Origin of the sequence: Erwinia sp. MYb416 (assembly GCF_037479575.1) — a bacterium.
Taxonomy (GTDB): domain Bacteria; phylum Pseudomonadota; class Gammaproteobacteria; order Enterobacterales; family Enterobacteriaceae; genus Erwinia; species Erwinia rhapontici.
The window spans coordinates 18,629-44,129 of sequence record NZ_JBBGYT010000422.1; the positions used below are offsets into that span (position 1 = coordinate 18,629).

Sequence of the window (25,501 nt, forward strand, 5' to 3'; positions counted from 1 at the left end):
GAGGAGGAGATTACAGCAACTGTGCCAGGCGGTTGAGATCCGACTGAATGGCTCCGGCAGTGACATCGCGCCCTGCACCTGGCCCACGGATCACCAGGGGATTATCGCGATACCAGCGGCTTTCGATAGCGAACACGTTATCACACGGCAACAGCGCCGCCAGCGGATGATCGTCACGCACGGCTTCCACGCCAACACGCGCTTTGCCGTTGGCATCGAAACGTGCGACGTAGCGCAGTACCAGTCCCAGTTCCTGAGCGGCTTCAAAGCGCTGGACCATCTGGTCATTCAACTCATCGGCATTCTCAAAGAAGTCATCCACCGATCCCGACTGGTAGCTGGCGGGAACCAGCGACTCAACGCGTACCTGGTCAGGTTCAATATCGTAGCCCGCCTCACGCGCCAGAATCACCAGCTTACGCATCACATCCTGGCCGGAGAGGTCGACACGCGGATCGGGTTCAGTCAGACCCTGCTGCCACGCCTGATCCACCAGTTCGGTAAAGGGCACCGTGCCATCAAATTGCAGGAACAGCCACGAGAGCGTGCCGGAGAAGATACCGCTGATCGACAAAATGCTGTCACCGCTTTCACGCAGATCGCGCACCGTGTGGTTTACCGGCAACCCGGCACCGACCGTGGCGTTATACAACCAGTGGCGCCCGGTTTTCGCAAACGCATCGCGGATCTGGCGATAGCTATTGCTACTGGCCGCGCCTGCCACTTTGTTCGCACCAATCACGTGGAAACCGTAGCTGGCGAAATCTAAGTACTGCGCAGCCAGCGTTTCACTGGCGGTCACATCCAGCACCACCAGATCGTCAAACGGATGAGCGCGCATCCACAGGAACAACGACTCCTGGTCCTGCTCTACCGCTTCCTCTTCAAAGAAGGCCAGCGCGCGGCTGGCATCCAGCCCGTCGTAACTCAACAGACTGCGGCGGCTGTCCACCACTCCGGCAAGAATAAATTCAAACCCGGTGCGCGCAGAAAGGGTTTCCTGCTCACGGGCAAACAGCTCCAGCCAGCGGGAACCGATGTTGCCTTTGCCAAACAGCACCAGGCCTACCTGCTTCTCCGCACGGAACAGCGTCTGATGCAGGCCCCGGATAAGATGTTCCGTCGGCCCGACGCGCAGCACCGCCACCAGGCTGATGCCTTCCTGTGACTGGCAGATAAATTCCACCGGCTGATCTTTCATCTGCTGCCAGAAACGGTGACTGTGTAGCGGGTTACGGCAAACGCCTGCCCCCACCATCGCCACCATTGCCATGCCTTCACGCAGCTGCAAACGCCCCGGTAATCCAGCATCCTCCAGCAGAGTCAGGGCACTGTTTACCACTTCCGAGGTGTAGCACAGCTGTAACAGATTACGGTCAGGATGGACGCCGGTTGCCAGCGGACGAACCTGTGCACGCTTCAGTAGCTGATCGATCTCTTTATGCCGCGCGGCAAAATCATGCTGTGCAGGTACATGGAATTCGATCAGACAAACATCATCATGGCTGGTCACGATACGCGCCCCGGTGCCTGAAGCCAGCACGCGTTCAATACGTGTTGATCCCTGTTCTGGCTGATAGCTGCAACGCAGTTGCAGATCGATATCGCTGCCTGAAACCGGCTGAAGCGTACGCGTATGCAGGACCGGAGCCGCCAGACGTGCCAGCTCACTGGCTTCATCCAGACGCAGCAGCGGCAGCAAACACGCATCTTTCACTTTACGCGGGTCAGCACTGTACACGCCAGCCACGTCACTCCAGATGGTCACGCGTGTCACACCGGCCAGCGCACCGATCTGCGTTGCAGAATAGTCACTGCCGTTACGCCCCAACAGCACCGTTTCACCCGCATCATTTGCGCAGATAAAACCAGTGACCACCAAACGCTGTTCAGGACGCTGCGCCATCAACTGCTGTAACAGCGGCTGTGACTTCGCTTCATCCACCTGCGGCTGTGCGGCACGTTCGGCGCGTAAAAAATCGCGAGCATCCAGCCAGCCTGCGTGAATATCCCGCTGGTTCAGCACCGCTGACATCAGACGTGCCGACCAGATTTCACCGTGCCCCACGACTTGTGCATAAACTGCATCAGTGATTTTGTTATCCAGCAGGACGGCCAGTTTTTCGAGGTCATGAATAAACTCAGCAATCAGCGGTTCAGCGACATCCGACGGTAACAGACTGCTAATCAGCTCACTCTGATAACGGCGTAATGCCTGTTGCACCTGGTGCGCAGACAACCGATCATTCTGACTCAGCTTAAGCCAACTAATCAGCTGGTTAGTGGTACTGCCGGCTGCCGAGACCACCATCAGGTCACCCGGCTGGCTGTACTCTGCCATGATCCCGGCAACACGCAGGTAGCATTTGGCATCGGCCAGGCTACTGCCACCAAATTTATGTAACTGCCGCGAACTGTCTGCCCCTGCCACTGCTGAATAACTCATGCTTACCTCTTGGCCGCGATCCGGAATGCATTATCCAGATCGGCGATTAAATCTTCGTGATCTTCAATTCCCACCGAAATACGCAGCAGCGTCTCCGAAATCCCCGCTGCCGCACGCGCTTCAGCAGACATGCCCGCATGGGTCATGGTTGCGGTGTGGGAAATCAGGCTTTCGACGCCGCCCAGCGATTCCGCCAGTGTGAATAATTCCAACGCTTTCAGGAAACGACGCAGCGTTGCCTCATCACCGTTCAGCTCAAAACTTAGCATGGCGCCAAAGCCTTTTTGCTGACGTACCGCAAACTGATGTCCGGCATTTTCCGGCAGGGAAGGATGATACAGCTTTTTCACCAGCGGTTGTTGTTTCAGATAATCGACAATCGCCAGCGCATTACGCTGTGCCGCCGCCATACGCGGGGCCAGTGTACGCATGCCGCGCAACAGCAGATAGCTGTCAAATGCGCCACCGGTCACACCAATATTGTTCGCCCACCAGGCCAGTTCAGTCACATGCTGCGGGTCTTTGGCAACAACAGCACCGGCCACCACATCGGAGTGACCGTTAAGGTATTTGGTACAGGAGTGAATCACCAGGTCAGCACCCAGCGCCAGCGGATTCTGTAAAGCCGGGCTGAGGAAGGTATTGTCCACCACGCTAATCGCGCCAGCTTCTGCCGCAGCCTGGGTGATCGACGCAATATCCACCACACGCAGCAGCGGGTTGCTCGGGCTTTCAATCAGTACCAGCTTAGGTTTCTCAGCCAGCGCCGCCTGTAAAGCAGCCTCATCGCCCTGGTCAACAAACTTCACGCGATACGCACCGCGTTTGCTCAGGCTATCGAACAGACGGTAACTGCCGCCGTAACAGTCATGCGGCGCCACCAGCAGGTCGCCGGGTTTCAGGAATACGGTACACACCAGATGGATGGCAGACATGCCCGTATTGGTCATCACTGCACCAGCGCCCCCTTCCAGCTCTGCCAGCGCACGTTGCACGACATCACGCGTCGGGTTGCCGCGACGTGAGTAGTCATGAGCGCGCGGCTCATTGAAGTCGGTAAAGTTATAGGTGCTGGAGAGATGAATCGGTGGGACAACGCAGCCATATTGCTCGTCATCATTCAAACCGCTACGTACTGCGATGGTTGCCTGTTTACGCGTCATGGTGCATAACTTCCTGCTGGTTAATAAGATAAGACTGATAGAGTAAACAGCAGCGAGATAGACGTCAATACATCTGGACATCTAAATGTCTTTGCGTATAGATTGAGCAATGCGTCAATAACCGTTAGAATTATGTCGATATACCCCAGAGAAAGTTGTGCCATCCCGGTGTGATAGCCATCGACTTCGGGCATAATTAGCCAAATTTCGGCAATTCTACATTTAATATGATTAAGGTAACTCATGGCTGAATGGAACGGCGAATATATCAGCCCTTACGCTGAGCACGGTAAAAAAAGCGAGCAGGTTAAAAAAATCACGGTATCCATTCCGTTGAAAGTATTAAAGATTTTGACCGATGAGCGCACCCGCCGCCAGGTTAATAACTTGCGTCATGCCACCAACAGCGAACTGCTGTGCGAAGCATTTCTGCATGCATTTACCGGCCAGCCTCTGCCGGATGATGTTGACCTGCGCAAAGAACGCAGTGACGAAATTCCCGAGGAAGCAAAAGCGATCATGCGTGCAATGGGCGTCGATCCTGAGACCTGGGAATACTAAACCGTTCGGTTATCCGGTCAGGCACCTGATGTCACATCAGGGCCTGCCGGGTTACCCGATAGCCCCGCATATTACACACCGCCGCTTCCCGATAAGCAGGCATAAAAAAACCCAGCCAGAGGCTGGGTTTTTTTTACATCCGAAACGGTAACCGTTTCTTTCAGGGTGCTTATTTAGCGCCTGGGATGCTGAAACGCTTGTTGAAGCTATCCACACGGCCGCCGCTAGCAACATCACGCTGCTTACCGGTGTAGAACGGGTGGCAGTTGCCACACACGTCCAGGTTCAGGTCGTGACCCACGGTAGAGCGGGTTTTGATTTCATTACCGCAAGAACATTTAGCAGTAACTTCAGCGTAATTAGGGTGAATACCTTTTTTCATGGGAAAACCTCAGTTAAGGCCGTGTCGCTCTCCCGCGCCAGGATCACTCCTGCACCGGCACCACACGAAGATTAATATTTCAAGTGAAGTTGATACCAAAATGCCATACCAACGGCGGCGAACTATACAGAAATTAAACAGCCGCCGCAATCGGATCCGCACATTCCGGACGACACAGTGTACACTAACTGGCCCTGTTTTTCACCCGGATGAATCCATGCCCGTTGTTCAGGTCGCGCTACCCGTTCCGCTTGCCCGCAACTTTGATTATCTGTTGCCACCTCACCTCAGCCATGCCGTGGTCGGTGGGCGCGTCAGCGTGCCTTTTGGTAAGCGCAAGGCGATCGGCGTGGTTGTCGGCATTGTTGAACACAGCGATTTCCCCCTCGACCAGCTAAAAAGCGTGCATGAGGTGTTAGATAGCGACTCACTGTACCCCGCCTCCTTGTGGCGCATCCTGCTATGGGCTGCTGATTATTATCATTATCCACTGGGTGAAGTGCTGTTCCACGCCATGCCCGTGCTACTGCGTCAGGGCAAACCCGCCGAAGAAGCCCCTCTCTGGCAATGGCTGATGACAGAAGAAGGCAAAGCGACCGCACCGGAAAGCCTCAAACGTGCCCCAAAACAGCAGCAGGCACTGGCTGCGCTGCGACACAGCGGGCTGTATCGCCATGAAGTCAGCCAGCACGACATCACCGAGGCCACACTGCAAGCACTGCGGGCGAAAGGCCTGTGTGAGCTGCGCGCCCAGCCACGTGCCCACCAGGACTGGCGGGAAAATTATACGGTGAAGGGCGAACGTCTACGGCTCAATACTGAACAAGCGACAGCCGTGGGAGCCATACGCAGTGCCGACGATCAGTTTTCTGCCTGGTTACTCGCGGGGATCACCGGATCGGGTAAAACTGAGGTTTATCTCAGCGTTCTGGAAAACATTCTGGCCAACGGCCGCCAGGTGCTGGTGCTGGTGCCAGAAATCGGTCTGACACCGCAAACCATCGCCCGCTTTCGTGAGCGCTTTAGCGCCCCGGTGGATGTGCTGCATTCCGGGCTGAACGACAGCGAACGCCTCGCCGTATGGCTGCGCGCGCGCAGTGGCGAAACAGCCATTGTGATTGGCACCCGCTCTTCCCTCTTCACGCCGTTTGCCCGTCTGGGCGCCATCATTATTGATGAAGAGCATGACAGCTCTTACAAACAGCAGGAAGGCTGGCGCTATCACGCACGCGATCTGGCGGTGTTTCGTGCCCGTCAGGAAAATATTCCAATCGTGATGGGCTCAGCGACCCCAGCGCTGGAAACCCTGCAAAACGTTCAGTCCGGTAAATATCGCCAGCTTAACCTCAGCAAACGCGCCGGAAATGCCACCAAAGCCACACAGCTGCTGGTCGACCTGAAAGGCGTCAAGCTTCAGGGTGGCCTGTCTCCGATGCTGATTAAGAAAATTGGCCAGCATCTTAAAGCCGATAACCAGGTGCTGTTGTTCCTCAACCGTCGTGGTTTCTCGCCAACGCTGCTGTGCCATGAATGCGGCTGGATTGCCGAATGCCAGCGCTGTGACCGTTACTACACCCTGCACCAGCATCAGCGCCAACTGCGCTGCCATCACTGTGACAGCCAGCGTCCGGTTCCCCATCAGTGCCCGCAGTGCGGTTCCACGCATCTGGTGCCGGTTGGGTTGGGAACCGAACAGCTCGAACACAATATTAGTGAGCTGTTCCCGGGCGTCCCCCTGACGCGTATCGACCGCGATACCACCAGCCGTAAAGGGGCGCTTGAGCAGCAACTGGCTGAGGTTCATCGCGGCGGGGCGCGCATTCTGGTCGGAACGCAAATGCTGGCGAAAGGCCACCATTTCCCGGATGTCACGCTGGTGTCACTACTGGACGTCGATGGCGCGCTGTTCTCGGCAGACTTTCGTTCGGCCGAGCGCTTTGCTCAGCTGTATACCCAGGTCGCGGGGCGAGCAGGCCGTGCCGGTAAACAGGGGGAAGTATTGTTGCAGACCCATCATCCGGAACATCCCCTGCTGCAAACCCTGATGCATCAGGGTTACGATGCCTTCGCCCACCAGGCACTCAGCGAGCGCAACAGCGTGTTCCTGCCACCGTTCACCAGCCACGCTCTGTTTCGTGCAGAGGATCACGACAACCAGCAGGCCAACCTCTTCCTGCAGCAGCTGCGCAATTTGCTCGAAGCCAGCCCACTTAACAGTGAATCATTCTGGGTCATGGGCCCGGTTCCGGCATTGCAGGCAAAACGCAGTGGCCGGTATCGCTGGCAGCTCCTGCTTCAACATCCTTCGCGCGCCGTCTTGCAGCGCCTGATTAAATCCAGCTTGCCCCTGATCTCAACACTGCCTCAGGCCCGTAAGGTGAAATGGACGTTAGATATCGACCCGACAGAAAGCTGACAACGTAATCGATTGCCTGCAAAGTTGCGCACTGGATCGAAAAAAGTCGCACAAGTCACAATTTTTATGCAAATTAAGTAACAGCCACCTCGCATATCTGTTAAGAATGCGGGGGCGTTCACCGCAAGCGACATGTTGAGTCGCCGGACAATACATCGTTATTAGTTGGTCAGGTCGGCTCAGGGGCTGGCGTGAGGAGAAAAGCGTTGGAGCAGAATCAAGACACATCCGTGGTGACCATGAAAAACGTGGCTGAAAAAGCCGGCGTATCAACGGCGACGGTTTCCCGCGCCCTGATGAATCCGGAAAAGGTCTCTGCTGCAACACGCTATAAGGTTGAACAGGCGGTGATCGCCGTCGGCTACTCCCCGCATTCAATGACGCGCAGCGCGCGACGCAGTGAATCACGGACCGTACTGGTGATTGTGCCAGATATCTGCGACCCATTTTTCAGTGAAATTATTCGTGGCATTGAAGTCGTGGCGGCGGCTGAAGGGTATCTGGTACTGATTGGCGACTGTGCTCACCAGAACCAACAGGAAAAATCCTTTCTTAATCTGATGCTGACCCGCCAGATCGACGGCATGGTGCTGCTTGGCTCCAATGTCCCTTTTGACACCGGAGTGGAAGAGCAACGTAATCTGCCGCCAATGGTGATGGCCAATGAGTTTGCACCGGAGCTGGAACTGCCAACGGTCCATATCGATAATCTGACGGCAGCCTTTGAAGCCGTTAACCACCTGCAAAAGCTCGGACATCGCCGCATTGCCTGCATCTCCGGCCCGGAAGAGATGCCGCTGTGCCAGTATCGCCTGCAGGGCTATATTCAGGCTCTGCGCCGTCACGGCATGGCGGTCGACCCGACCTATATCGTGCGGGGTGACTTCACCTTCGATGCCGGTTCGCAGGCGATGAAACATCTGATGACCCTGCCGAAACCGCCCGATGCCTTGTTCTGTCATAGCGATATCATCGCACTGGGTGCGATGTCACAGGCGAAGAATATGGGCCTGCGCGTACCAAAAGATCTGTCAATCATCGGCTTCGATGATATCGAACTGTCACGCTACAGCGATCCGCAATTAACCACCGTTGCCCAGCCGCGTTTCAACATAGGTCGCGAAGCGATGCTACTCTTGCTGGAGCAGTTGCAGGGCAGGATGGTCAGCAATGGTTCACGCCTGCTGGACTTCGAGCTGAAAATTCGCGGGAGCACCGCGCCCTCCCTGCGCGACGAAGATTGATTTTTCCCAGATAGCGGGTAGCACGCCATGCCTGCTTTTGGGCAAAAATCAGCGGATTCTTAGTAAGATCGCTGCTGGTCAAACTTCCGGCCCTTCAGTAACATGGCGGGCTATCATCGGGTACACATTTTCACTCTTTTAGCCCGGCCTTACCTTCATCGATTATTAGCGGAACGATAGTGGCACAAAAAGATTATGTAGGCCGCGGGCGTTCGACAGGGACGCGTCGCAAAAATACCAACAGTCGCAGCAAGAAGCGCAGCAGTGGGTCCGGTGTATCAAAAATCATGATAGTGCTGGCGGTTGCCGTTCTGGTCACCTTTATTGGTGGCTTGTGGTTTATCGCGCATCATAAAAAAGAAGATACACCAGTGATCCCTGACCACAAGGCGACCGGCAATGGCCTGCCACCCAAACCGGAAGAACGCTGGCGCTATATCAAAGAGCTGGAGAACCGTCAGCTTGGCGTTCCTACGCCTACAGAACCGACGTCAGGGGGCGAAGCACATTCCCAGACCCAGTTAACCGATGAACAGCGTCAGCTACTGGACCAGATGCAGGCCGATATGCGCCAGCAACCTACTCAGCTCAACGAAGTGCCGTGGAATGAACAAACGCCGGCGCAGCGCCAGCAGACCATTCAACGTCAGCAGCAGCAGGGCCAGCTTCAGCAGCAGTCGCGTATGCCGCAGCAGCAAACGCAGCCGCGCACGCAGCCACAGACTCAAACTCAGACACCGCGCCCGGCACCGATAACTCCGGTCACCCGCGAACCTGTTCGCCAGCCGAAACCGGAAATTGCCGCGCAGCCGAAAGTGGAAACCAAGCCAAAAGAAGCGGAAAAAGAGAGCGCGCAGCGCTGGATGGTGCAGTGTGGCTCCTTCAAAGGTACCGACCAGGCCGAGTCCATTCGTGCTCAGTTAGCTTTTGAAGGATTTGAAAGCAGGATCACGACCGGCGGTGGCTGGAATCGTGTCGTTATCGGACCGTATAACAACCGCAGTGCGGCCGACAGCACGCTAAAACGCCTGCGTGGTTCCGGCCACTCAAATTGTATTCCTCTGTCCATCGGGGGTTGAAACCCCTCAAACCCGCCCCATATCTGATTGCATCAGTACCCCGTACAAAACGTGCGGGGTCATCTTCCGACTGCAATAAGGGGTCTGCCCGTGACAACAATAGTAAGTGTACGACGCAACGGCCAGGTAGTAATTGGCGGTGATGGCCAGGCTACCCTCGGCAATACCGTGATGAAAGGCAACGTCAAAAAAGTGCGTCGTCTCTACAATGACAAAGTCATTGCGGGCTTTGCGGGCGGTACCGCCGATGCCTTCACTCTGTTTGAACTTTTTGAACGCAAACTGGAAATGCACCAGGGTCATCTGGTGAAAGCCGCCGTCGAACTGGCAAAAGACTGGCGCACCGACCGTATGCTGCGCAAACTTGAAGCACTGCTGGCCGTGGCCGATGAAAATGCCTCGCTGATCATTACCGGTAATGGGGATGTCATCCAGCCAGAAAACGACTTAATTGCTATCGGTTCAGGCGGTCCATACGCTCAGGCAGCAGCCCGTGCGCTGCTGGAAAACACCGATATCGGCGCACGCGACATCGTGGAAAAAGCGCTAGGTATTGCAGGTGATATCTGCATCTATACCAACCATAACCTCACCATCGAAGCATTACCGTCTAAAGCGTAAGGATCCTAATTTATGTCTGCTATGACTCCGCGCGAGATTGTCAGCGAACTGAACAGATTTATCATCGGCCAGGATGGCGCCAAACGCGCCGTCGCCATCGCGCTGCGTAACCGCTGGCGCCGGATGCAACTGGACGAAGAGTTACGTCATGAAGTGACGCCAAAAAACATTCTGATGATCGGCCCAACCGGGGTCGGTAAAACGGAAATTGCCCGCCGCCTGGCAAAACTGGCTAACGCTCCCTTCATCAAAGTGGAAGCGACCAAGTTCACCGAAGTGGGCTATGTGGGTAAAGAAGTGGATTCGATTATCCGCGATCTGACCGATTCTGCGATTAAAATGGTGCGCTCACAGGCGATTGAGAAATATCGCTACCGTGCTGAAGAGTTGGCCGAAGAACGCATCCTCGATGTGCTGATCCCACCGGCCAAAAACAACTGGGGCCAGAATGAAGCGGCACCCGAGCCTTCTACTGCACGCCAGTCTTTCCGCAAGAAACTGCGTGAAGGCCAGTTGGATGACAAAGAGATCGAAATCGATCTGGCTGCCGTATCCGGTGGCGTAGAAATCATGGCACCTCCAGGCATGGAAGAGATGACCAGCCAGCTCCAGTCGATGTTCCAGAACCTCGGCGGCCAGAAACAGAAACCTCGTAAGCTGAAAATCAAAGAGGCGATGAAACTGCTGGTGGAAGAAGAAGCCGCCAAGCTGGTGAACCCGGAAGAGCTGAAGCAGGAAGCGATCGACGCGGTTGAACAGCACGGTATCGTGTTTATCGATGAGATCGACAAAGTCTGTAAACGGGGTGAATCGTCCGGTCCTGACGTGTCTCGCGAAGGCGTACAGCGTGACCTGTTGCCGCTGGTCGAAGGCTGTACGGTGTCGACAAAACACGGCATGGTAAAAACTGACCACATCCTGTTTATCGCTTCCGGCGCATTCCAGGTAGCCAGCCCGTCAGACTTGATCCCTGAGTTGCAGGGCCGTCTGCCTATCCGCGTTGAACTCCAGGCGCTGACCACGCACGACTTTGAGCGCATCCTCACAGAGCCAAGTGCCTCCATCACCGTGCAATATAAAGCACTGATGAACACGGAAGGCGTAGAGATTAACTTTACCCCTGACGGCATCAGTAAGATTGCGGCTGCGGCATGGCAGGTGAATGAGACCGCTGAAAACATCGGTGCACGTCGTCTGCATACCGTCCTGGAGCGTCTGATGGAAGACATCTCCTACGACGCCAGCGACCTGAATGGCCAGTCGATTACCATTGATGCCGAATATGTAGGCAAACATCTCGACGAGCTGGTGGCTGACGAAGATCTCAGCCGCTTTATCCTGTAAGCAAACGGCTCGACACATCAGGAGGCTTCGGCCTCCTTTTTTTATATCCTGCACCAACTTGACCAGGATTAACTCCCGTTGTTAAAAAGGCGCTTACCATGACACCGATATCGTGCTGGCACTCGCCGCACTGGACCTGAAACGGATCGGAGGCGCAACCTGTCATGGATAATACTCAACTGGCTCCCCCACTCTCAATGCCCCAAGCCTGGTTGGAAAGCCTGCGTCTGCGCACACTGCCGCTGGCCTGTGCCTCGATCATTACCGGTAGCGCTCTGGCGTGGCATCAGGGGCATTTTGACCCCTCCATCGCCCTGCTGGCGCTGCTGACCACCACTCTGTTACAGATCCTCTCTAACCTGGCGAATGACTACGGCGATGCGCTGAAAGGCAGCGATACGCCGCAGCGTATCGGGCCGTTGCGTGGCATGCAGAAAGGGGCGATCACCAAAGAGCAGATGCGCATCGCGCTGATGCTGACCGTGGCCATCACCACCGGCTGTGGCCTGCTACTGATCCTGCGGGCCTGCCAGTCTCCCGCCGATATCCTCGGCTTTGTGGCGATGGGCGCGCTGGCGATAGTCGCAGCCATCGCTTATACCGTGGGGAAAAAACCCTATGGCTATCTTGGCCTTGGGGATCTGTCTGTGATGATCTTCTTTGGCTGGCTGGGGGTCATCGGCAGTAGCTATCTGCAAACACACCAGATTGATCTGCTGCTGCTGCTTCCCGCCAGTGGCTGTGGCCTGCTGGCGACCGCCGTACTGAACGTCAACAACCTGCGCGATATCGACAGCGACCGGCAGAATGGCAAATTTACGCTGGCAGTTCGCCTGGGTGCACATGGAGCACGCCGCTATCATGCCGTGCTGTTAACCACCGCACTGGCCTGCTTTGCTCTCTACAGTGCGCTGGTCAGCCTGCGTCCGGTGGGTTGGTTATTCCTGCTCGCGGCACCTCTGTTGTGGCAGCAGGGACGTTTCATTTTGCGAGAAACCAGTGCACTGGCGATGCGACCCATGCTGGAAAAAACCGTTAAAGCAGCCCTGCTGATCAATATCCTGTTTGCCATCGGCTTAGTGTTCAGCTAAACGCGATGTGCTTGACCCATCGCAATTTTTAACAATTGATGATTTTGCCAACAGTGGCCTTTAAGCGATATACTTAGCCCTCCTGCGGCAAACAGACGAAACCCCTATGAAATACGATACTTCAGAACTGTGCGACATCTACCATGAAGATGTGAATGTCGTTGAACCGCTTTTCTCAAACTTTGGTGGTCGCACCTCGTTTGGCGGGCAAATCACCACGGTAAAATGTTTCGAAGATAACGGGCTGCTCTATGATTTGCTGGAGGAAAACGGCCGTGGTCGTGTTCTGCTGGTTGATGGTGGTGGTTCAGTACGCCGTGCGCTGGTGGACGCCGCGCTCGCAACGCTGGCTCAGCAAAATGAGTGGGAAGGCATTGTGGTGTATGGTTCTGTTCGCCAGGTGGATGATCTGGAAGAACTGGATATCGGCATTCAGGCCATCGCGGCTATTCCTGCCGGGGCTGCAGGTGAAGGCATTGGTGAAAGCGACGTGCGGGTGAACTTTGGTGGCGTCACGTTCTTCTCCGGCGATCATCTGTACGCAGACAACACGGGAATGATCCTGTCCGAAGACGCGCTCGACATCGAATAAAGACGAACATATAAAATGGGTGCCCCAGGGCACCCGTTTTCTGCTTGCTTCCTGCTTTTACGCCAGGTGCAGCATTACACCTCTTCCATTTTTCCCAGCAAAGCCCGCAGACGATCCTGCCAGACATGCTGCTCTTCTTTTAACTGCTGATTTTCACGCACCAGCGCATCACTGCTGCCTGCTGCCTGCTGAACCTGCTGGTTCAAATTACCGTTTTGTTCTTTAAGCTCTTCGATTTCCATCTGCAACAGCGTGATGGTATCAATCGCCTGCTGCACTTTCGCTTCCAGTTTCTCGAATACTTCAAATGACATGTCTATAACCTCTCCTAATCGCAGGGCGTTGATGATGCTAGCCGCAGGGGTGAGGAATGAACCGGCATTCCGCGGATAACAACGATTCTCCGATTGTAAGTAGAGCGACAGCTCAAGTCCAGCAGCGAACCCTTACAGGGCGTAGTCTGTAACAATTTTCAGTCTATACCTGGTCTCATTAACATCTTCCCCCTCCTGATGTAAGGTCAGCGTTAAATAATTGCGCATTTCACACGCGATCAAACGCGCACCAGGTCGTGTTTGGAAAGCAAAAAGACGCGAAAACGCTCATTTTTATGACACAGAACACAATTTTTGATTTCGCTATTTCTCGTTTATGCTCGTTAACGATAAATTCACAACAGCCCTACATAAGATTTGGGTGATTCATGGATGAAACAAAACTAAGAAGCTAAACCATTAACCTCGCCTTCAGGAATTCATCATGAGTCAGACAACAAGTACACTTAAGGGGCAGTGCATCGCCGAGTTTCTCGGCACTGCCACGATCATCTTTTTCGGTGCTGGCTGCGTGGCCGCAATGAAAGTTGCCGGAGCCAGTTTCGGCCTCTGGGAAATCAGTATTGTCTGGGGCCTGGCCGTTGCGATGGCCGTCTATCTGACCGCGGGTATTTCAGGTGCTCACCTGAACCCCGCCGTCAGCGTCGCGCTGTGGCTATTCGCCAATTTCGAAGGGCGTAAAGTGCTGCCCTATACGATTGCGCAGATAGCGGGTGCATTCTGCTCCGCAGCGCTGGTGTACGGCCTGTATCACAATCTCTTCCTCGATTACGAACAGACACATCACATGGTACGTGGCAGCGTTGAGAGCCTCGACCTCGCGGGCATCTTCTCCACGTATCCTAACCCGCACATCAGCGTGGGTCAGGCATTCCTGGTTGAAATGGTCATTACCGCTATCATGATGGCATTGATTATGGCGCTGACCGATGACGGTAACGGCCTGCCGCGTGGCCCGATGGCACCGCTGCTGATTGGTTTCCTTATCGCCATCATCGGTGCCGCAATGGGCCCACTGACTGGCTTTGCACTGAACCCGGCACGTGATTTCGGACCTAAGCTGTTCGCCTGGGTGGCTGGCTGGGGTAATGTTGCCTTCACCGGTGCCCGTGATATTCCGTATTTCCTTGTTCCGATCTTTGGCCCACTGATCGGTGCAAGCCTCGGAGCCTTTGGCTACCGCGCCCTGATTGCCAACAACCTTCCGGGTAAGGTTGTGGAGAAACAGGAAAAATCAGCACCGCGCGCTGCACAGCGTAAAGCGTAATCCTGCTCATTGCTTACACCATCAGGAATCTATTATGACCGTAGAAAAAAAATACATTGTCGCACTCGACCAGGGAACCACCAGTTCCCGCGCCGTGATTCTGGATCATGACTCCAATATCGTTGCGGTATCACAGCGTGAATTCCAGCAAATCTACCCGAAAGCGGGTTGGGTTGAGCATGACCCGATGGATATCTGGGCGTCACAGAGCTCCACCCTGGTCGAAGTCCTGGCGCATGCGGACATTAACTCTGACGAGATTGCCGCGATTGGTATCACCAATCAGCGTGAAACCACCATTGTGTGGGACAAAGAAACTGGCAAGCCGATTTACAACGCCATCGTCTGGCAGGACCCGCGTACCGCCGACTACTGCTCGAAGCTGAAAAAAGAAGGCCTGGAAGAGTACATCCGTCATACCACGGGTCTGGTGATTAACCCGTACTTCTCCGGCACCAAAGTGAGGTGGATCCTCGACCACGTGGAAGGCTCCCGCGAGCGTGCACGCCGTGGCGAACTGCTGTTCGGCACCGTCGACTCCTGGCTGGTGTGGAAAATGACGCAGGGACGGGTTCATATCACCGACTACACCAACGCCTCCCGTACCATGATGTTCAATATTCACAAGCTGGAGTGGGATCAGCGCATGCTGGACATTCTCGATATCCCGCGTGAAATGTTGCCGGAAGTGAAATCCTCGTCAGAGGTTTACGGCCAGACTAACATCGGTGGTAAAGGCGGAACGCGTATTCCAATCGCCGGTATTGCGGGTGACCAGCAGGCGGCGCTGTATGGCCAGCTGTGCGTCCAGCCGGGTATGGCGAAAAATACCTATGGCACGGGCTGCTTTATGTTGATGAACACCGGTACAGAAGCGGTGACCTCAACACACGGCCTGCTGACCACCATCGCCTGCGGCCCACGTGGCGAAGTGAACTATGCGCTGGAAGGTGCGGTGTTTATCGGCGGTGCATCCATTCAGTGGCTGCGTGACGAAATGAAGCTGATCAGTGACTCTACTGACTCCGAATATTTCGCCACCAAAGTCAAAGACACCAACGGCGTGTATATGGTGCCTGCATTCACCGGTTTGGGTGCCCCCTACTGGGACCCGTATGCCCGAGGCGCTATCTTCGGCCTGACGCGTGGTGCCAATGCTAACCACATCATTCGCGCCACGCTGGAGTCCATTGCTTATCAGACGCGTGACGTGCTGGAAGCGATGCAGAACGATGCCAACACCCGTCTGCAATCACTGCGCGTTGACGGTGGTGCCGTGGCGAACAACTTCCTGATGCAGTTCCAGTCCGATATCCTCGGTGCGCGCGTTGAGCGTCCTGAAGTGCGTGAAGTGACTGCGCTGGGTTCTGCTTACCTTGCCGGTCTGGCAGTGGGCTTCTGGAAAGATCTGGATGAAGTGCGCGCCAAGTCCGTCATCGAGCGCGAATTCCGCCCAAGCATCGAAACCACCCAGCGCAACGTGCTGTACGCAGGATGGAAGAAAGCCGTCGCCCGTGCGCAGGCATGGGAAGACGCTGACGACAAGTAATCATCTCCTGCCCGTGGTCGCCTGACCACGGGTATCTCCCTTCCCCGCTCCGCTCCCTGTGATAAACTTCCCGCCTCATTAGTTTCCTTAAAGGCATGTCATGAAACGAGAACTGGCGATTGAATTTTCCCGCGTAACAGAAGCAGCGGCACTGGCTGGCTATAAGTGGCTGGGGCGTGGCGATAAAAATGCGGCAGACGGTGCAGCCGTACATGCAATGCGCATCATGCTCAACAAAGTGGATATCGACGGTCAGATCGTGATTGGCGAAGGGGAAATTGATGAAGCACCGATGCTGTATATCGGCGAGAAAGTCGGGACAGGCAACGGGGATGCGGTGGATATTGCCGTCGACCCCATTGAAGGTACGCGCATGACCGCACTGGGACAGGCCAATGCACTGGCGGTCATGGCCGTCGGGGACAAAGGCACCTTCCTGCACGCACCGGATATGTATATGGAGAAGCTGGTGGTCGGTCCTGGGGCTAAAGGCGCTATTGACCTTAACCTGCCGCTGGAAGAGAACCTGCAACGCGTTGCCCGTGCCCTGAATAAATCCCTGACAGAACTGACCGTGACCCTGCTGGCGAAACCACGCCACGATGCGGTGATTGCCAGCCTGCAACAGCTTGGCGTACGCGTATTTACGTTCCCGGACGGTGATGTTGCCGCGTCGATCCTGACCTGCATGCCGGACAGCGAAGTCGACGTGATGTACGGCATCGGTGGCGCACCGGAAGGCGTAGTCTCCGCAGCGGTGATCCGTGCGCTGGATGGCGATATGCAGGCTCGTCTGCTGGCACGTCATGACGTTAAGGGTGATACCCCTGAGAACCGTCAGTTGGGCGAACAGGAGCTGTCACGCTGTGCGGAAATGGGGATTGCTGCCGGACAGGTGCTGAAGCTGGAAGAGATGGCGCGCAACGACAACGTGGTTTTCTCCGCGACCGGCATTACCAGCGGCGACCTGTTAAAAGGCATCACCCGTCAGGGCAATATGGCGACCACTGAAACGCTGCTGATACGTGGTAAATCCCGCACCATCCGCCGTATTCAGTCGATCCATTACCTCGATCTGAAAGACGAAAGCCTGCACCCGTATATTTTGTGATCGTCTACCGTCTCAGTAGGTGTCAATGCGGGTCGGGCATGCCCGACCCCTACACGGCTTCTGAGACCCTAGGGGTCCCTACACGGCCTCTGAGACCGTAGGGGCGAGGCACGCCTCGCCCGGTACCAAAGCGGGTAAATGACAGCCTTACACCGCGTGCGGCTGTGGATGTTTTGACAGCGGCAGCCAGCACAGCAGGATCAGCAGCGCAGTGGCAAACATCAGCATCCCCAGACTGAACTGACCGGTTTGCGGCAACAGCGCAGACAGCCACGCGACCAGCCCAGAACCAAGATTCTGTAATCCCCCCACCAGCGCTCCGGCGGTGCCCGCCATATACGGCCAGGGCTCCATTGCACCCGTCGTTGCCAGCGGAAACAGCATCCCGGCACCGAAAAAGAACAGCGATGCCGGCACAATCAGCGTCCACAGATTCATCACGCCCAGCCAGCCGGGGATCCACATCATCACGCCCGCCAGCAGGCAGCTGTTCACCGCATACCACATCACCGTGGTGAAGGGTTTCTCACTGCGCCCGGCAAACCAGGCACCAAAGAAGGCCGCAGGCAGGGGCAATATAAACAACACGCTGACGGCGAGGCTGCTCATACCCAGTACACCTCCCATCAGCACGCCACAGCTGGCCTCAAACACCGCAATCCCAGACAGCGCACCGATCAGAATCACCAGATAACGGACAAAACTGCTGTCGGCCAGCAGTGGACGGTAACGGGAGAACAGCGGGCGTGTCTGCTGTCCTGCGGGACGCGTTTCCGGCAGCCAACGCAGCATCACGCCAGCAACAATCAGGCACAACAGCAGTAAAAAAGCGAAACAAGCGCGCCAGCCAAACAGGTGTGTCAGCCCGGCACCAATCACGGGAGCAATCAACGGACTGACCAAAATTCCCATGTTAAGCAGGCTGTTGGCCTGACGCAGCGCACTACCGGCGTAGAGATCACGCGGCATTGTGCGCGCCATCACCCCGGCAACACCCGTGCCCATTCCCTGAATAGCAGCCCCCAGCACCAGGCCATTCAGACTGCCTGCCAACAGTGCGGTGAGCGATCCGGCAATAAACACCGCCATTCCCATCAGGATCACCGGGCGACGCCCGATACTGTCAGACAGCGGGCCGTAAAACAGCTGCGAGGCACCGTAGGCCATCAGATAGGCAGCCATCACCCGTTGTACCGCACCATCGCGTACATGGAAGACATCAGCAATGGTCGACATCGCCGGAACATAGATCGTCTGCGCCATCTGTCCCACCGCCAGCAACGCCATCAGCATCACCAGCAAATGGCCATTTTCTATTTTTTTCATTAAGTTACGACTCTTATAAAAAGCGGAAACTCACCCAACCAGCAAGGGTGGCCAGTCATACCGGCACAATGGCGCTGAAAATATCAGGAATGCGTAGCAAAGCGAGGGGGTCGCGGTAAATAACGCTGGCGCCACTGTCAGTAAAAGCAGGCGTGTCTGTAAAACATTTTTTACGCTACGTTTAAATAGTGCTCATACTTTGTCGATATGAGCTTTCACCCGGGCCGTCGGGTGGAAAAAAAACCGATGGCTGGCGAAGATAGCCGCAGAGACGTCACTTATGTCGCAAGCGAATGAAGGAGTTTTTTTATGGCCGTATGGGTCAACGCCCGCGTTAAACATGTCACCGACTGGACTGACAGCCTGTTCAGTCTGACGGTGACCGCTCCCATCGACCCGTTTACCGCCGGGCAATATGCCAAGCTGGCACTGGAAATTGACGGTGAACGTGTGGTGCGCGCCTATTCCTTTGTGAATGCGCCCAGCAATGAAAATCTGGAGTTCTACCTGGTCACCGTGCCGGAAGGGAAACTAAGCCCACGACTGCATGCGTTGAAACCCGGCGATGAGTTGATGATTACCCAGGATGCTCAGGGCTTCTTTGTACTGGATGAAATCCCTGAGTGCGAAACGCTGTGGATGCTGGCAACCGGCACCGCCATCGGGCCGTATCTGTCGATTTTACAGGAAGGAAAAGGGCTGGAGCGCTTCAAAAATATCGTACTGGTCCATGCCGCACGTTATGCACAGGATCTGAGTTATCTGCCAGTGATGCAGGCATTACAGCAGCGTTACGTTGGGAAACTCCAGATTCAAACCGTGGTCAGTCGCGAAGAGAGCCCGGGCTCACTGACGGGCAGAGTGCCCGCGCTGATAGAGAGTGGCCAGCTGGAAGCGGTGACCGGGCTGAGCATCGATGCCGAACAAAGCCATGTCATGCTGTGCGGCAACCCGCAAATGGTGCGCGATACCCAGCAAGTTTTAAAAGAAACCCGCGGCATGCGTAAACATCTCAAGCGCAAACCCGGGCATATCACCAGCGAACATTACTGGTAATCCGGTGAGCGGCGGCGCAGATACACCACAGGCTGCGTCGCTTTGCCAAACCGGTTATCACCCGGTGTACCCGCAAAACCGCCCAGTTCAACCACCATACCGACCATGATCAATGTGGGAATAAAACGGCCCACCAGCCACTGCGCATCTGCCGGCAATATCGCCCAGTGCCCGGCCATCAGCATCCAGGCGACGATAAACAGCAGCGCCCACTGGCCGCCTTTGTTACGGTCGTGCAGTCGTTTTACCATGACAGCGCTGGTGGGCCACAGCAGGGCCACCACGCAGAAAGCGGCCGTCTGCGTATCCAACAGACCATTGCCTGCCAGCGTAAAGAGCAGCACCAGCATCAGCAGCCAGGCCACCTGCCAGATCCAGAAGTCGCGCCGTCCCAGGCGACCACGAAAAGAGAAACACCATTGCTGTAACGTCATTATTTTTATCTCAGAGTCCGGGTGCCCTTTGACTTTGCCGGTCATTGTCCGTTTTAATCTTGGGCTGAGTTTACTGGTTAGGGTCATTGAAATGAAGAACGCGATTTTGGCAGCAGTTGCACTGCTATCCGCAATGACGATCGCTGCGGCACACGCCGATCCGGACCCGCAGGATCGGACTGAGCATTTGCCTGGCGCGCCCTACTTACAGGCCGGCGCCCCCACCTTTGATATGACTATCGGCCAGTTTCGCGAAAAGTATAATGCTGCCAATAAAACGTTACCGTTAAGTGAATATCGCGCCATTGACAGCAGGAATGATAAAAGCAATCTGACGCGTGCTGCCAGCAAGATCAACGAAAATCTTTATTCGTCGACTGCACTGGAACAAGGCACGGGAAAAATCAAAACGTTGCAGATCACCTGGTTGCCCATTCCCGGCCCGGAACAGAAAGCCTCACGCGATAAAGCGCTGGCGTACATCGCAGCGCTGATTCATTACTTCGAACCGATGCTGAGTGAAGCCCAAAGCCAGAAACGTGCCGAGGCGCTGGTGACCAAAGGCAAAGGCTCTCGCTTTTACCAACAGACCGAAGGGGCACTGCGCTATATCGTGGCCGATAACGGCGATAAAGGATTAACCTTTGCGGTGGAACCGTTAAAACTGGCCTTGAGCACACCCTGAGACGACAGGCCCAAAGGATGACGAAAAGCAAAGCCTTTCCGATGTTTGATCTCTATACTGTCTGGCAGACAATGCTGCCTGCTGGCAGCTTTAATACTCTCTAAGCGTGGAGGATACAATGCGACATCCATTAGTTATGGGTAACTGGAAACTGAACGGCAACAAACACATGGTCAACGAGCTGATCGCCGGTCTGCGTACCGAGTTGAGCGGTGTTGATGGTTGTGGTGTGGCGATTGCTCCGCCTGTTATGTATCTGGATCAGGCGAAACATGCCATTTCCGGTAGCCATATCGCACTGGGTGCGCAGAACGTTGACGTTAACCTGTCTGGCGCTTTCACCGGTGAAGTCTCTGCCGACATGCTGAAAGATCTGGGCGCGCAATACATCATCATCGGCCACTCTGAGCGTCGTACTTATCACGCTGAGAGCGATGAGCTGATCGCGAAAAAATTCGCTGTGCTGAAAGCAGCCGGTCTGATCCCTGTACTGTGCATCGGCGAAACTGATGCAGAAAACGAAGCGGGCAAAACCGAAGAAGTGTGCGCACGTCAGATCGATGCCGTGCTGAACACCCTGGGCGCTGACGCGTTCAACGGCGTGGTTGTCGCTTACGAACCTGTATGGGCTATCGGTACCGGCAAATCTGCCACCCCTGCTCAGGCTCAGGCCGTTCACAAATTCATTCGTGACCATATTGCGAAGAAAGATGCTGCGGTGGCCGCTCAGGTCATCATTCAATACGGCGGTTCTGTGAACGATAAAAATGCGGCAGAGCTGTTTGCTCAGCCAGACATCGACGGTGCCCTCGTGGGCGGCGCATCACTGAAAGCGGATGCTTTCGCGGTGATCGTTAAAGCTGCTGCTGCAGCGAAAAAAGCCTGATGATGCCTCCTGCCCCTCCCCGGGGCAGGATTTAACCGAATGTCCCGACCAGCGCTTTCAGCTGCTGCGCACACGCCTCAAACCCTTCACGTGGGATATTCGTCACACTCAGTACCAGCCCATAACGACGACGCCCCTCATCCTGATACCACACCGACAGCGGTGTTGGCGCCATGCCAAACGCCAGTGCTTCCTGCGCGATGCGCGTATCCTGGCATCCCTCTGGCAGCGCAATGATCACCGCCAGTGCCGCACGCGTTGCCTGCGGGAACAGCGGTTGCAGTGCTGCCAGCAGCGCCACCAGCCGTTCGTTGTACAGCCGCTTCATCCGGCGTAAATGACGCATAAAGTGGCCTTCGTGCAGAAATTCAGCCACCGCGTTGTGCAGCACAAAGGACGAGGCGGGTGCCAGCAACGCAGCTGCCTCAGCAAAATGTGCCGCCTGTGATGCCGGAACAACCAGATAGCCCAGACGCAGCGACGGGCTGATGTTTTTACTGAAAGTACCAATATGCAGCACGCGCCCACCATCCAGCGCAGCCAGGGCCGGGGCCGCCCGCCCTTCCAGCTGCAACTCACCGAGATAGTCATCTTCAATAATCCAGCTTGTCTGGCGTTCCGCCCACGCCAGCAGCGCCGCTCGCCGTTCCAACGACAGCGTCATACCTAACGGGGCCTGCTGACCCGGCGTGACCAGCACCGCAGCGGCATCTGCCGCCAGCCGTATTCCTTCCTCCACGCACAGTCCTTGCTCATCCACGGCAACGGGAACGGCTTCGACACCTGCAAGCGTTAGCGCTTTACGGGCCAGCAGATAACCGGGGTCTTCTGTCCATACCGACTTGCCACGCAAACCCAGCGCCAGGCAGATCAGTCCCAGCGCCCCGGCATAACCATTGGTGATCATCACCTGCGAAGCCTGACAACGTATGCCGCGAGCCATCGACAGATAGCTGACCAGTTGTTCCCGCAGTGCCAGGCTGCCACGCGGATCGGAATAGCCGATCGGTTTACTCACCATTTCCCGGGCATGACGCGTGAGAATGCGCGACCAGACCTTGGCAGGAAAGGCATCGTTGGCAGGCACGCCCATCTGAAACGTCAGCGGCGGACGATCAAAAGCGTGGATAACCGACGCCAGCGGTGCCATCACTGCCGTATCCGACAGCAGACTTTTTCCCGGTGAGTGGTGAACCTCGCTCACCCAGGTGCCCGCCGATCCTTTCGCCACCAGCCGCTGACCGTCGACCAGCATGTCATACGCTGTGCGTACCGTGCCACGTGCCACACCAAGCTGTGCGGCCAGATCGCGGCAGGAGGGGACGCGCGATCCGGGCTTCAGACGCCCTTCATCAATCGCCTGCGTGATCCCCTGACGGATCTGCTCACTCAGCGAGTGGCCCGTATCGCGCCGCAGCAGAATATCGGGAACGGATGGACCATTATTTTTATGAATTCCTGGCACTTTTAGCCGCCCATAAAACAGATGAGAATAGCGCCCTACCCAGATAAAAGGACAAGGCAATGAGCGAACGTATCAACTTCTACACCACTTCACCCGCGGGTATGAAAGCACTGGCAGGTGTCTCAGGCTATGTCACGCAAAGCGGTTTGCCACACGATATTATTGAGCTGGCCTTCCTGCACGTCTCTGAGATCAACGGCTGTGCTTACTGTATCGACATGCACACCAAAGCGTTACATAAAGCGGGCCTGCCCTGGGACAAAATTGTGCTAACCAAAGTCTGGCGCGAAGCGGGTAACTGGTTCTCCCCACGTGAACAGGCGGCGCTGGCCTGGGCAGAATCATTGACGCTGATTGCACAGACCCACGCGCCGGACGCGGTTTTTGCTCAGGTGCAAGCGGAATTTAGTGACAAAGAGATCACCGACCTCACGATCACCATTGGTTTAATGAATGCTTACAACCGACTGGCGATCGCCCTGCGTAAATTGCCGGACAGTGCTCCTCGCCCCTAACTTCATTCTGTTCAAATAGTTACCCCTCATTATCCTGTGGGATATCCTTCGCCCTGGCGGGCCGTTCAACGGCCCGTATCAATGTTGCTTATTTTTTAACGCTCATCATTCTCATTTTTAATCTTTAAACACTTTTTTAATTACCCCGTAACAATGCTATATTTCTGACGCTTTTGAACAGCGATTAAACACTTTGAATTCATGTGGATTTTCGCTGTCAGCAATCCAGAAAGGGCGAAGCAGTCAGACGGGTTCCAGAAGGCCTGCCACTGCTTCTCTACTTAACATGTTGATTTCCTTCAACACGGAGATGTCGTCTCATGCGCAAACTGGCAGTAGAGAAGCACGTCGATGTATTACTGATCGGGGGTGGCGTGATGAGCGCAACACTCGGTACCTACCTGCAAGAGCTGGAGCCAGAATGGCGCATCGGCATGGTAGAGCGTCTGGATGGTGTAGCCGAAGAGAGCTCAAACGGCTGGAATAATGCCGGTACCGGCCATTCCGCTCTGATGGAGCTGAACTACACCCCAGAGAACGCAGATGGTTCTGTCGATATCAAAAAAGCGGTGGAAATTAACGAAGCCTTCCAGGTTTCCCGTCGCTTCTGGGCACACCAGGTGCAGCGTAATGTCCTGCGCGATCCTCGCAGCTTTGTCACCAGCGTCTCGCATATGAGTTTCGTCTGGGGCGAAGAGAACGTCGATTTCCTGAAAAAGCGTTTTGCCGCCTTGCAACAGAGCACTCTGTTTCGCGGGATGGAGTTCTCTGAAGACCCGGATCAGATTAAAGAGTGGGTGCCACTGGTGATGGAAGGTCGTGACAGCGCGCAGAAAGTCGCGGCGACCCGCATTCCGACCGGAACCGATGTGAATTTCGGTGAAATCACCCGCCAGCTGGTGGCATCGCTACAGCAGAGCAAAAACTTTGAACGTCAGACCAGCCATGAAGTGCGTGCGATTAAACGCAATGACGATGGTTCCTGGAGCATCACCGTATCCGACCTGAAGAACAACGATGAGAAAACAATCATCAGGGCAAAATACGTGTTTATCGGTGCCGGTGGGGCAGCGCTGACGCTGTTGCAGGAGTCCGGTATTCCGGAAGCGAAAAACTATGCCGGCTTCCCGGTCGGTGGTGAGTTCCTCGTGACCGATAACCCGGAAGTGGTAAAGCGTCATCAGTCTAAGGTGTATGGCAAAGCGTCGGTGGGTGCCCCGCCGATGTCTGTACCGCATCTTGACTCCCGCACGCTGGATGGCAAGCAGGTGCTGTTGTTCGGGCCGTTCGCCACGTTCTCCACCAAGTTCCTGAAACAGGGTTCACTGTGGGATATGTTCGGTTCCATCACGCCATCCAACCTGATGCCGATGGTACGCGTTGGCCTGGATAACTTTGACCTGGTGAAATATCTGGTCGGTCAGGTGATGCTGAACGAAGATGACCGCATCAACGCCGTACGCGAATACTTCCCGGACGCCCAAAAAGCCGACTGGCGCCTGGTGAAAGCCGGCCAGCGCGTGCAGATCATTCAGAAGGATGCCAACAAAGGCGGCGTGCTGAAACTGGGGACGGAAGTGGTCACCTCACAGGATGGCACGATTTCGGCACTGCTGGGTGCCTCTCCAGGCGCCTCTACGGCGGCACCGATCATGCTGGACCTGATGAGCAAAGTGTTCAAAGACCAGATGGCATCGCCGGAATGGCAGAGCAAGCTAAAGGCGATCATTCCTTTCTACGGTCAGAAACTGAATGGCAATGTGGCAGCCACTGAGCGTGAACTGGCCGAAACCAGCCGTATTCTGCAGCTGGATTACACGCCAATGAACCCGGCCGCGAATGACGAACCTGTGGTTGTCGAGGATTCGGTGGTCGGCAAGTAGTCGCTGTAACGGGCGCGGCACGCTGCGCCCCTACAGCGTTTTGCGATCCC

The 25,501-nt window shown here is 55.6% G+C and carries 23 protein-coding genes; 16 read left to right on the top strand and 7 right to left on the bottom strand.

Annotated features, from left to right (window positions below):
• Positions 1–10: 10 nt before the first annotated feature.
• Together WH277_RS07325 and metB are read right to left on the bottom strand one after the other, a co-directional pair.
• Entirely contained in the window at positions 11–2,446 is a 2,436-nt protein-coding gene (locus WH277_RS07325) for a bifunctional aspartate kinase/homoserine dehydrogenase II (protein ID WP_133846348.1), read from the bottom strand.
• Between the two features lie 2 nt (positions 2,447–2,448).
• Positions 2,449–3,609: a cystathionine gamma-synthase gene (gene metB / locus WH277_RS07330; RefSeq protein ID WP_133846349.1), complete on the bottom strand. Its 1,161-nt coding sequence runs from the start codon at positions 3,607–3,609 to the stop codon at positions 2,449–2,451.
• Positions 3,610–3,852: 243 nt separating this feature from the next.
• On the opposite strand from metB, the gene metJ reads away from it, so the two are divergent.
• On the top strand, positions 3,853–4,170 hold the full coding sequence (gene metJ / locus WH277_RS07335; protein ID WP_133846350.1) for a met regulon transcriptional regulator MetJ: 318 nt from the start codon (positions 3,853–3,855) through the stop codon (positions 4,168–4,170).
• Between the two features lie 169 nt (positions 4,171–4,339).
• Here metJ and rpmE read toward each other — a convergent pair whose 3' ends face one another.
• The gene (gene rpmE, locus WH277_RS07340) at positions 4,340–4,552 is read right to left on the bottom strand and encodes a 50S ribosomal protein L31 (protein WP_339505128.1); all 213 of its coding nucleotides are present in this window, start codon (positions 4,550–4,552) and stop codon (positions 4,340–4,342) included.
• A 217-nt stretch (positions 4,553–4,769) separates the two neighbouring features.
• On the opposite strand from rpmE, the gene priA reads away from it, so the two are divergent.
• From priA to rraA, 7 genes are all read left to right on the top strand, one after another.
• Positions 4,770–6,968: a primosomal protein N' gene (priA, locus tag WH277_RS07345; protein WP_133846352.1), complete on the top strand. Its 2,199-nt coding sequence runs from the start codon at positions 4,770–4,772 to the stop codon at positions 6,966–6,968.
• A 206-nt stretch (positions 6,969–7,174) separates the two neighbouring features.
• On the top strand, positions 7,175–8,212 hold the full coding sequence (gene cytR / locus WH277_RS07350) for a DNA-binding transcriptional regulator CytR (protein WP_133846353.1): 1,038 nt from the start codon (positions 7,175–7,177) through the stop codon (positions 8,210–8,212).
• A 179-nt stretch (positions 8,213–8,391) separates the two neighbouring features.
• Positions 8,392–9,291 (top strand): cell division protein FtsN, encoded by a 900-nt coding sequence (gene ftsN / locus WH277_RS07355; RefSeq protein ID WP_159338329.1) that lies wholly within the window; start codon positions 8,392–8,394, stop codon positions 9,289–9,291.
• 90 nt (positions 9,292–9,381) lie between these two features.
• Positions 9,382–9,912 (top strand): ATP-dependent protease subunit HslV, encoded by a 531-nt coding sequence (hslV, locus tag WH277_RS07360; RefSeq protein WP_133846355.1) that lies wholly within the window; start codon positions 9,382–9,384, stop codon positions 9,910–9,912.
• A 12-nt stretch (positions 9,913–9,924) separates the two neighbouring features.
• Positions 9,925–11,256: an HslU--HslV peptidase ATPase subunit gene (gene hslU, locus WH277_RS07365; protein WP_133846356.1), complete on the top strand. Its 1,332-nt coding sequence runs from the start codon at positions 9,925–9,927 to the stop codon at positions 11,254–11,256.
• 164 nt (positions 11,257–11,420) lie between these two features.
• Positions 11,421–12,347 (top strand): 1,4-dihydroxy-2-naphthoate polyprenyltransferase, encoded by a 927-nt coding sequence (locus tag WH277_RS07370; RefSeq protein ID WP_133846357.1) that lies wholly within the window; start codon positions 11,421–11,423, stop codon positions 12,345–12,347.
• Positions 12,348–12,453: 106 nt separating this feature from the next.
• On the top strand, positions 12,454–12,939 hold the full coding sequence (gene rraA, locus WH277_RS07375; RefSeq protein WP_133846358.1) for a ribonuclease E activity regulator RraA: 486 nt from the start codon (positions 12,454–12,456) through the stop codon (positions 12,937–12,939).
• Positions 12,940–13,013: 74 nt separating this feature from the next.
• Here rraA and zapB read toward each other — a convergent pair whose 3' ends face one another.
• The gene (gene zapB / locus WH277_RS07380; protein WP_133846359.1) at positions 13,014–13,253 is read right to left on the bottom strand and encodes a cell division protein ZapB; all 240 of its coding nucleotides are present in this window, start codon (positions 13,251–13,253) and stop codon (positions 13,014–13,016) included.
• A 445-nt stretch (positions 13,254–13,698) separates the two neighbouring features.
• On the opposite strand from zapB, the gene WH277_RS07385 reads away from it, so the two are divergent.
• From WH277_RS07385 to glpX, 3 genes are all read left to right on the top strand, one after another.
• The gene (locus WH277_RS07385) at positions 13,699–14,541 is read left to right on the top strand and encodes an MIP/aquaporin family protein (RefSeq protein WP_133846360.1); all 843 of its coding nucleotides are present in this window, start codon (positions 13,699–13,701) and stop codon (positions 14,539–14,541) included.
• Between the two features lie 34 nt (positions 14,542–14,575).
• A complete protein-coding gene (gene glpK / locus WH277_RS07390; RefSeq protein WP_339505132.1) occupies positions 14,576–16,090 on the top strand; it encodes a glycerol kinase GlpK in 1,515 nt (504 codons plus the stop codon).
• A 100-nt stretch (positions 16,091–16,190) separates the two neighbouring features.
• Positions 16,191–17,201 carry a class II fructose-bisphosphatase gene (gene glpX / locus WH277_RS07395; RefSeq protein ID WP_133846362.1) on the top strand — a complete coding sequence of 337 codons (1,011 nt, stop codon included), beginning with the start codon at positions 16,191–16,193 and terminating at the stop codon, positions 17,199–17,201.
• A 147-nt stretch (positions 17,202–17,348) separates the two neighbouring features.
• Here glpX and emrD read toward each other — a convergent pair whose 3' ends face one another.
• Positions 17,349–18,527 carry a multidrug efflux MFS transporter EmrD gene (gene emrD / locus WH277_RS07400; RefSeq protein ID WP_133846363.1) on the bottom strand — a complete coding sequence of 393 codons (1,179 nt, stop codon included), beginning with the start codon at positions 18,525–18,527 and terminating at the stop codon, positions 17,349–17,351.
• Between the two features lie 309 nt (positions 18,528–18,836).
• On the opposite strand from emrD, the gene fpr reads away from it, so the two are divergent.
• Positions 18,837–19,583 carry a ferredoxin--NADP(+) reductase gene (gene fpr / locus WH277_RS07405; RefSeq protein ID WP_339505135.1) on the top strand — a complete coding sequence of 249 codons (747 nt, stop codon included), beginning with the start codon at positions 18,837–18,839 and terminating at the stop codon, positions 19,581–19,583.
• Here the strand turns inward: fpr and WH277_RS07410 are convergent.
• Positions 19,574–20,017 (bottom strand): DUF805 domain-containing protein, encoded by a 444-nt coding sequence (locus tag WH277_RS07410; protein WP_133846365.1) that lies wholly within the window; start codon positions 20,015–20,017, stop codon positions 19,574–19,576. The two genes, fpr and WH277_RS07410, sit on opposite strands and share 10 nt — an antisense overlap.
• Positions 20,018–20,108: 91 nt before the next feature.
• Here WH277_RS07410 and WH277_RS07415 point away from each other — a divergent pair, with 91 nt between their 5' ends.
• Positions 20,109–20,702 (top strand): YiiQ family protein, encoded by a 594-nt coding sequence (locus WH277_RS07415; RefSeq protein ID WP_133846366.1) that lies wholly within the window; start codon positions 20,109–20,111, stop codon positions 20,700–20,702.
• A 118-nt stretch (positions 20,703–20,820) separates the two neighbouring features.
• On the top strand, positions 20,821–21,588 hold the full coding sequence (gene tpiA, locus WH277_RS07420) for a triose-phosphate isomerase (RefSeq protein ID WP_133846367.1): 768 nt from the start codon (positions 20,821–20,823) through the stop codon (positions 21,586–21,588).
• Positions 21,589–21,619: 31 nt separating this feature from the next.
• Here tpiA and pdxR read toward each other — a convergent pair whose 3' ends face one another.
• Positions 21,620–23,053, bottom strand: coding sequence for a MocR-like pyridoxine biosynthesis transcription factor PdxR (pdxR, locus tag WH277_RS07425; RefSeq protein ID WP_171149579.1), 1,434 nt, complete (start codon positions 23,051–23,053; stop codon positions 21,620–21,622).
• A 59-nt stretch (positions 23,054–23,112) separates the two neighbouring features.
• Between pdxR and WH277_RS07430 the strand changes: the two genes are divergently transcribed.
• Together WH277_RS07430 and mqo are read left to right on the top strand one after the other, a co-directional pair.
• A complete protein-coding gene (locus WH277_RS07430; RefSeq protein ID WP_339505136.1) occupies positions 23,113–23,568 on the top strand; it encodes a carboxymuconolactone decarboxylase family protein in 456 nt (151 codons plus the stop codon).
• Positions 23,569–23,888: 320 nt separating this feature from the next.
• Positions 23,889–25,451, top strand: a complete 1,563-nt coding sequence (mqo, locus tag WH277_RS07435) for a malate dehydrogenase (quinone) (RefSeq protein ID WP_167864832.1) — start codon at positions 23,889–23,891, stop codon at positions 25,449–25,451.
• Positions 25,452–25,501 lie beyond the last annotated feature (50 nt).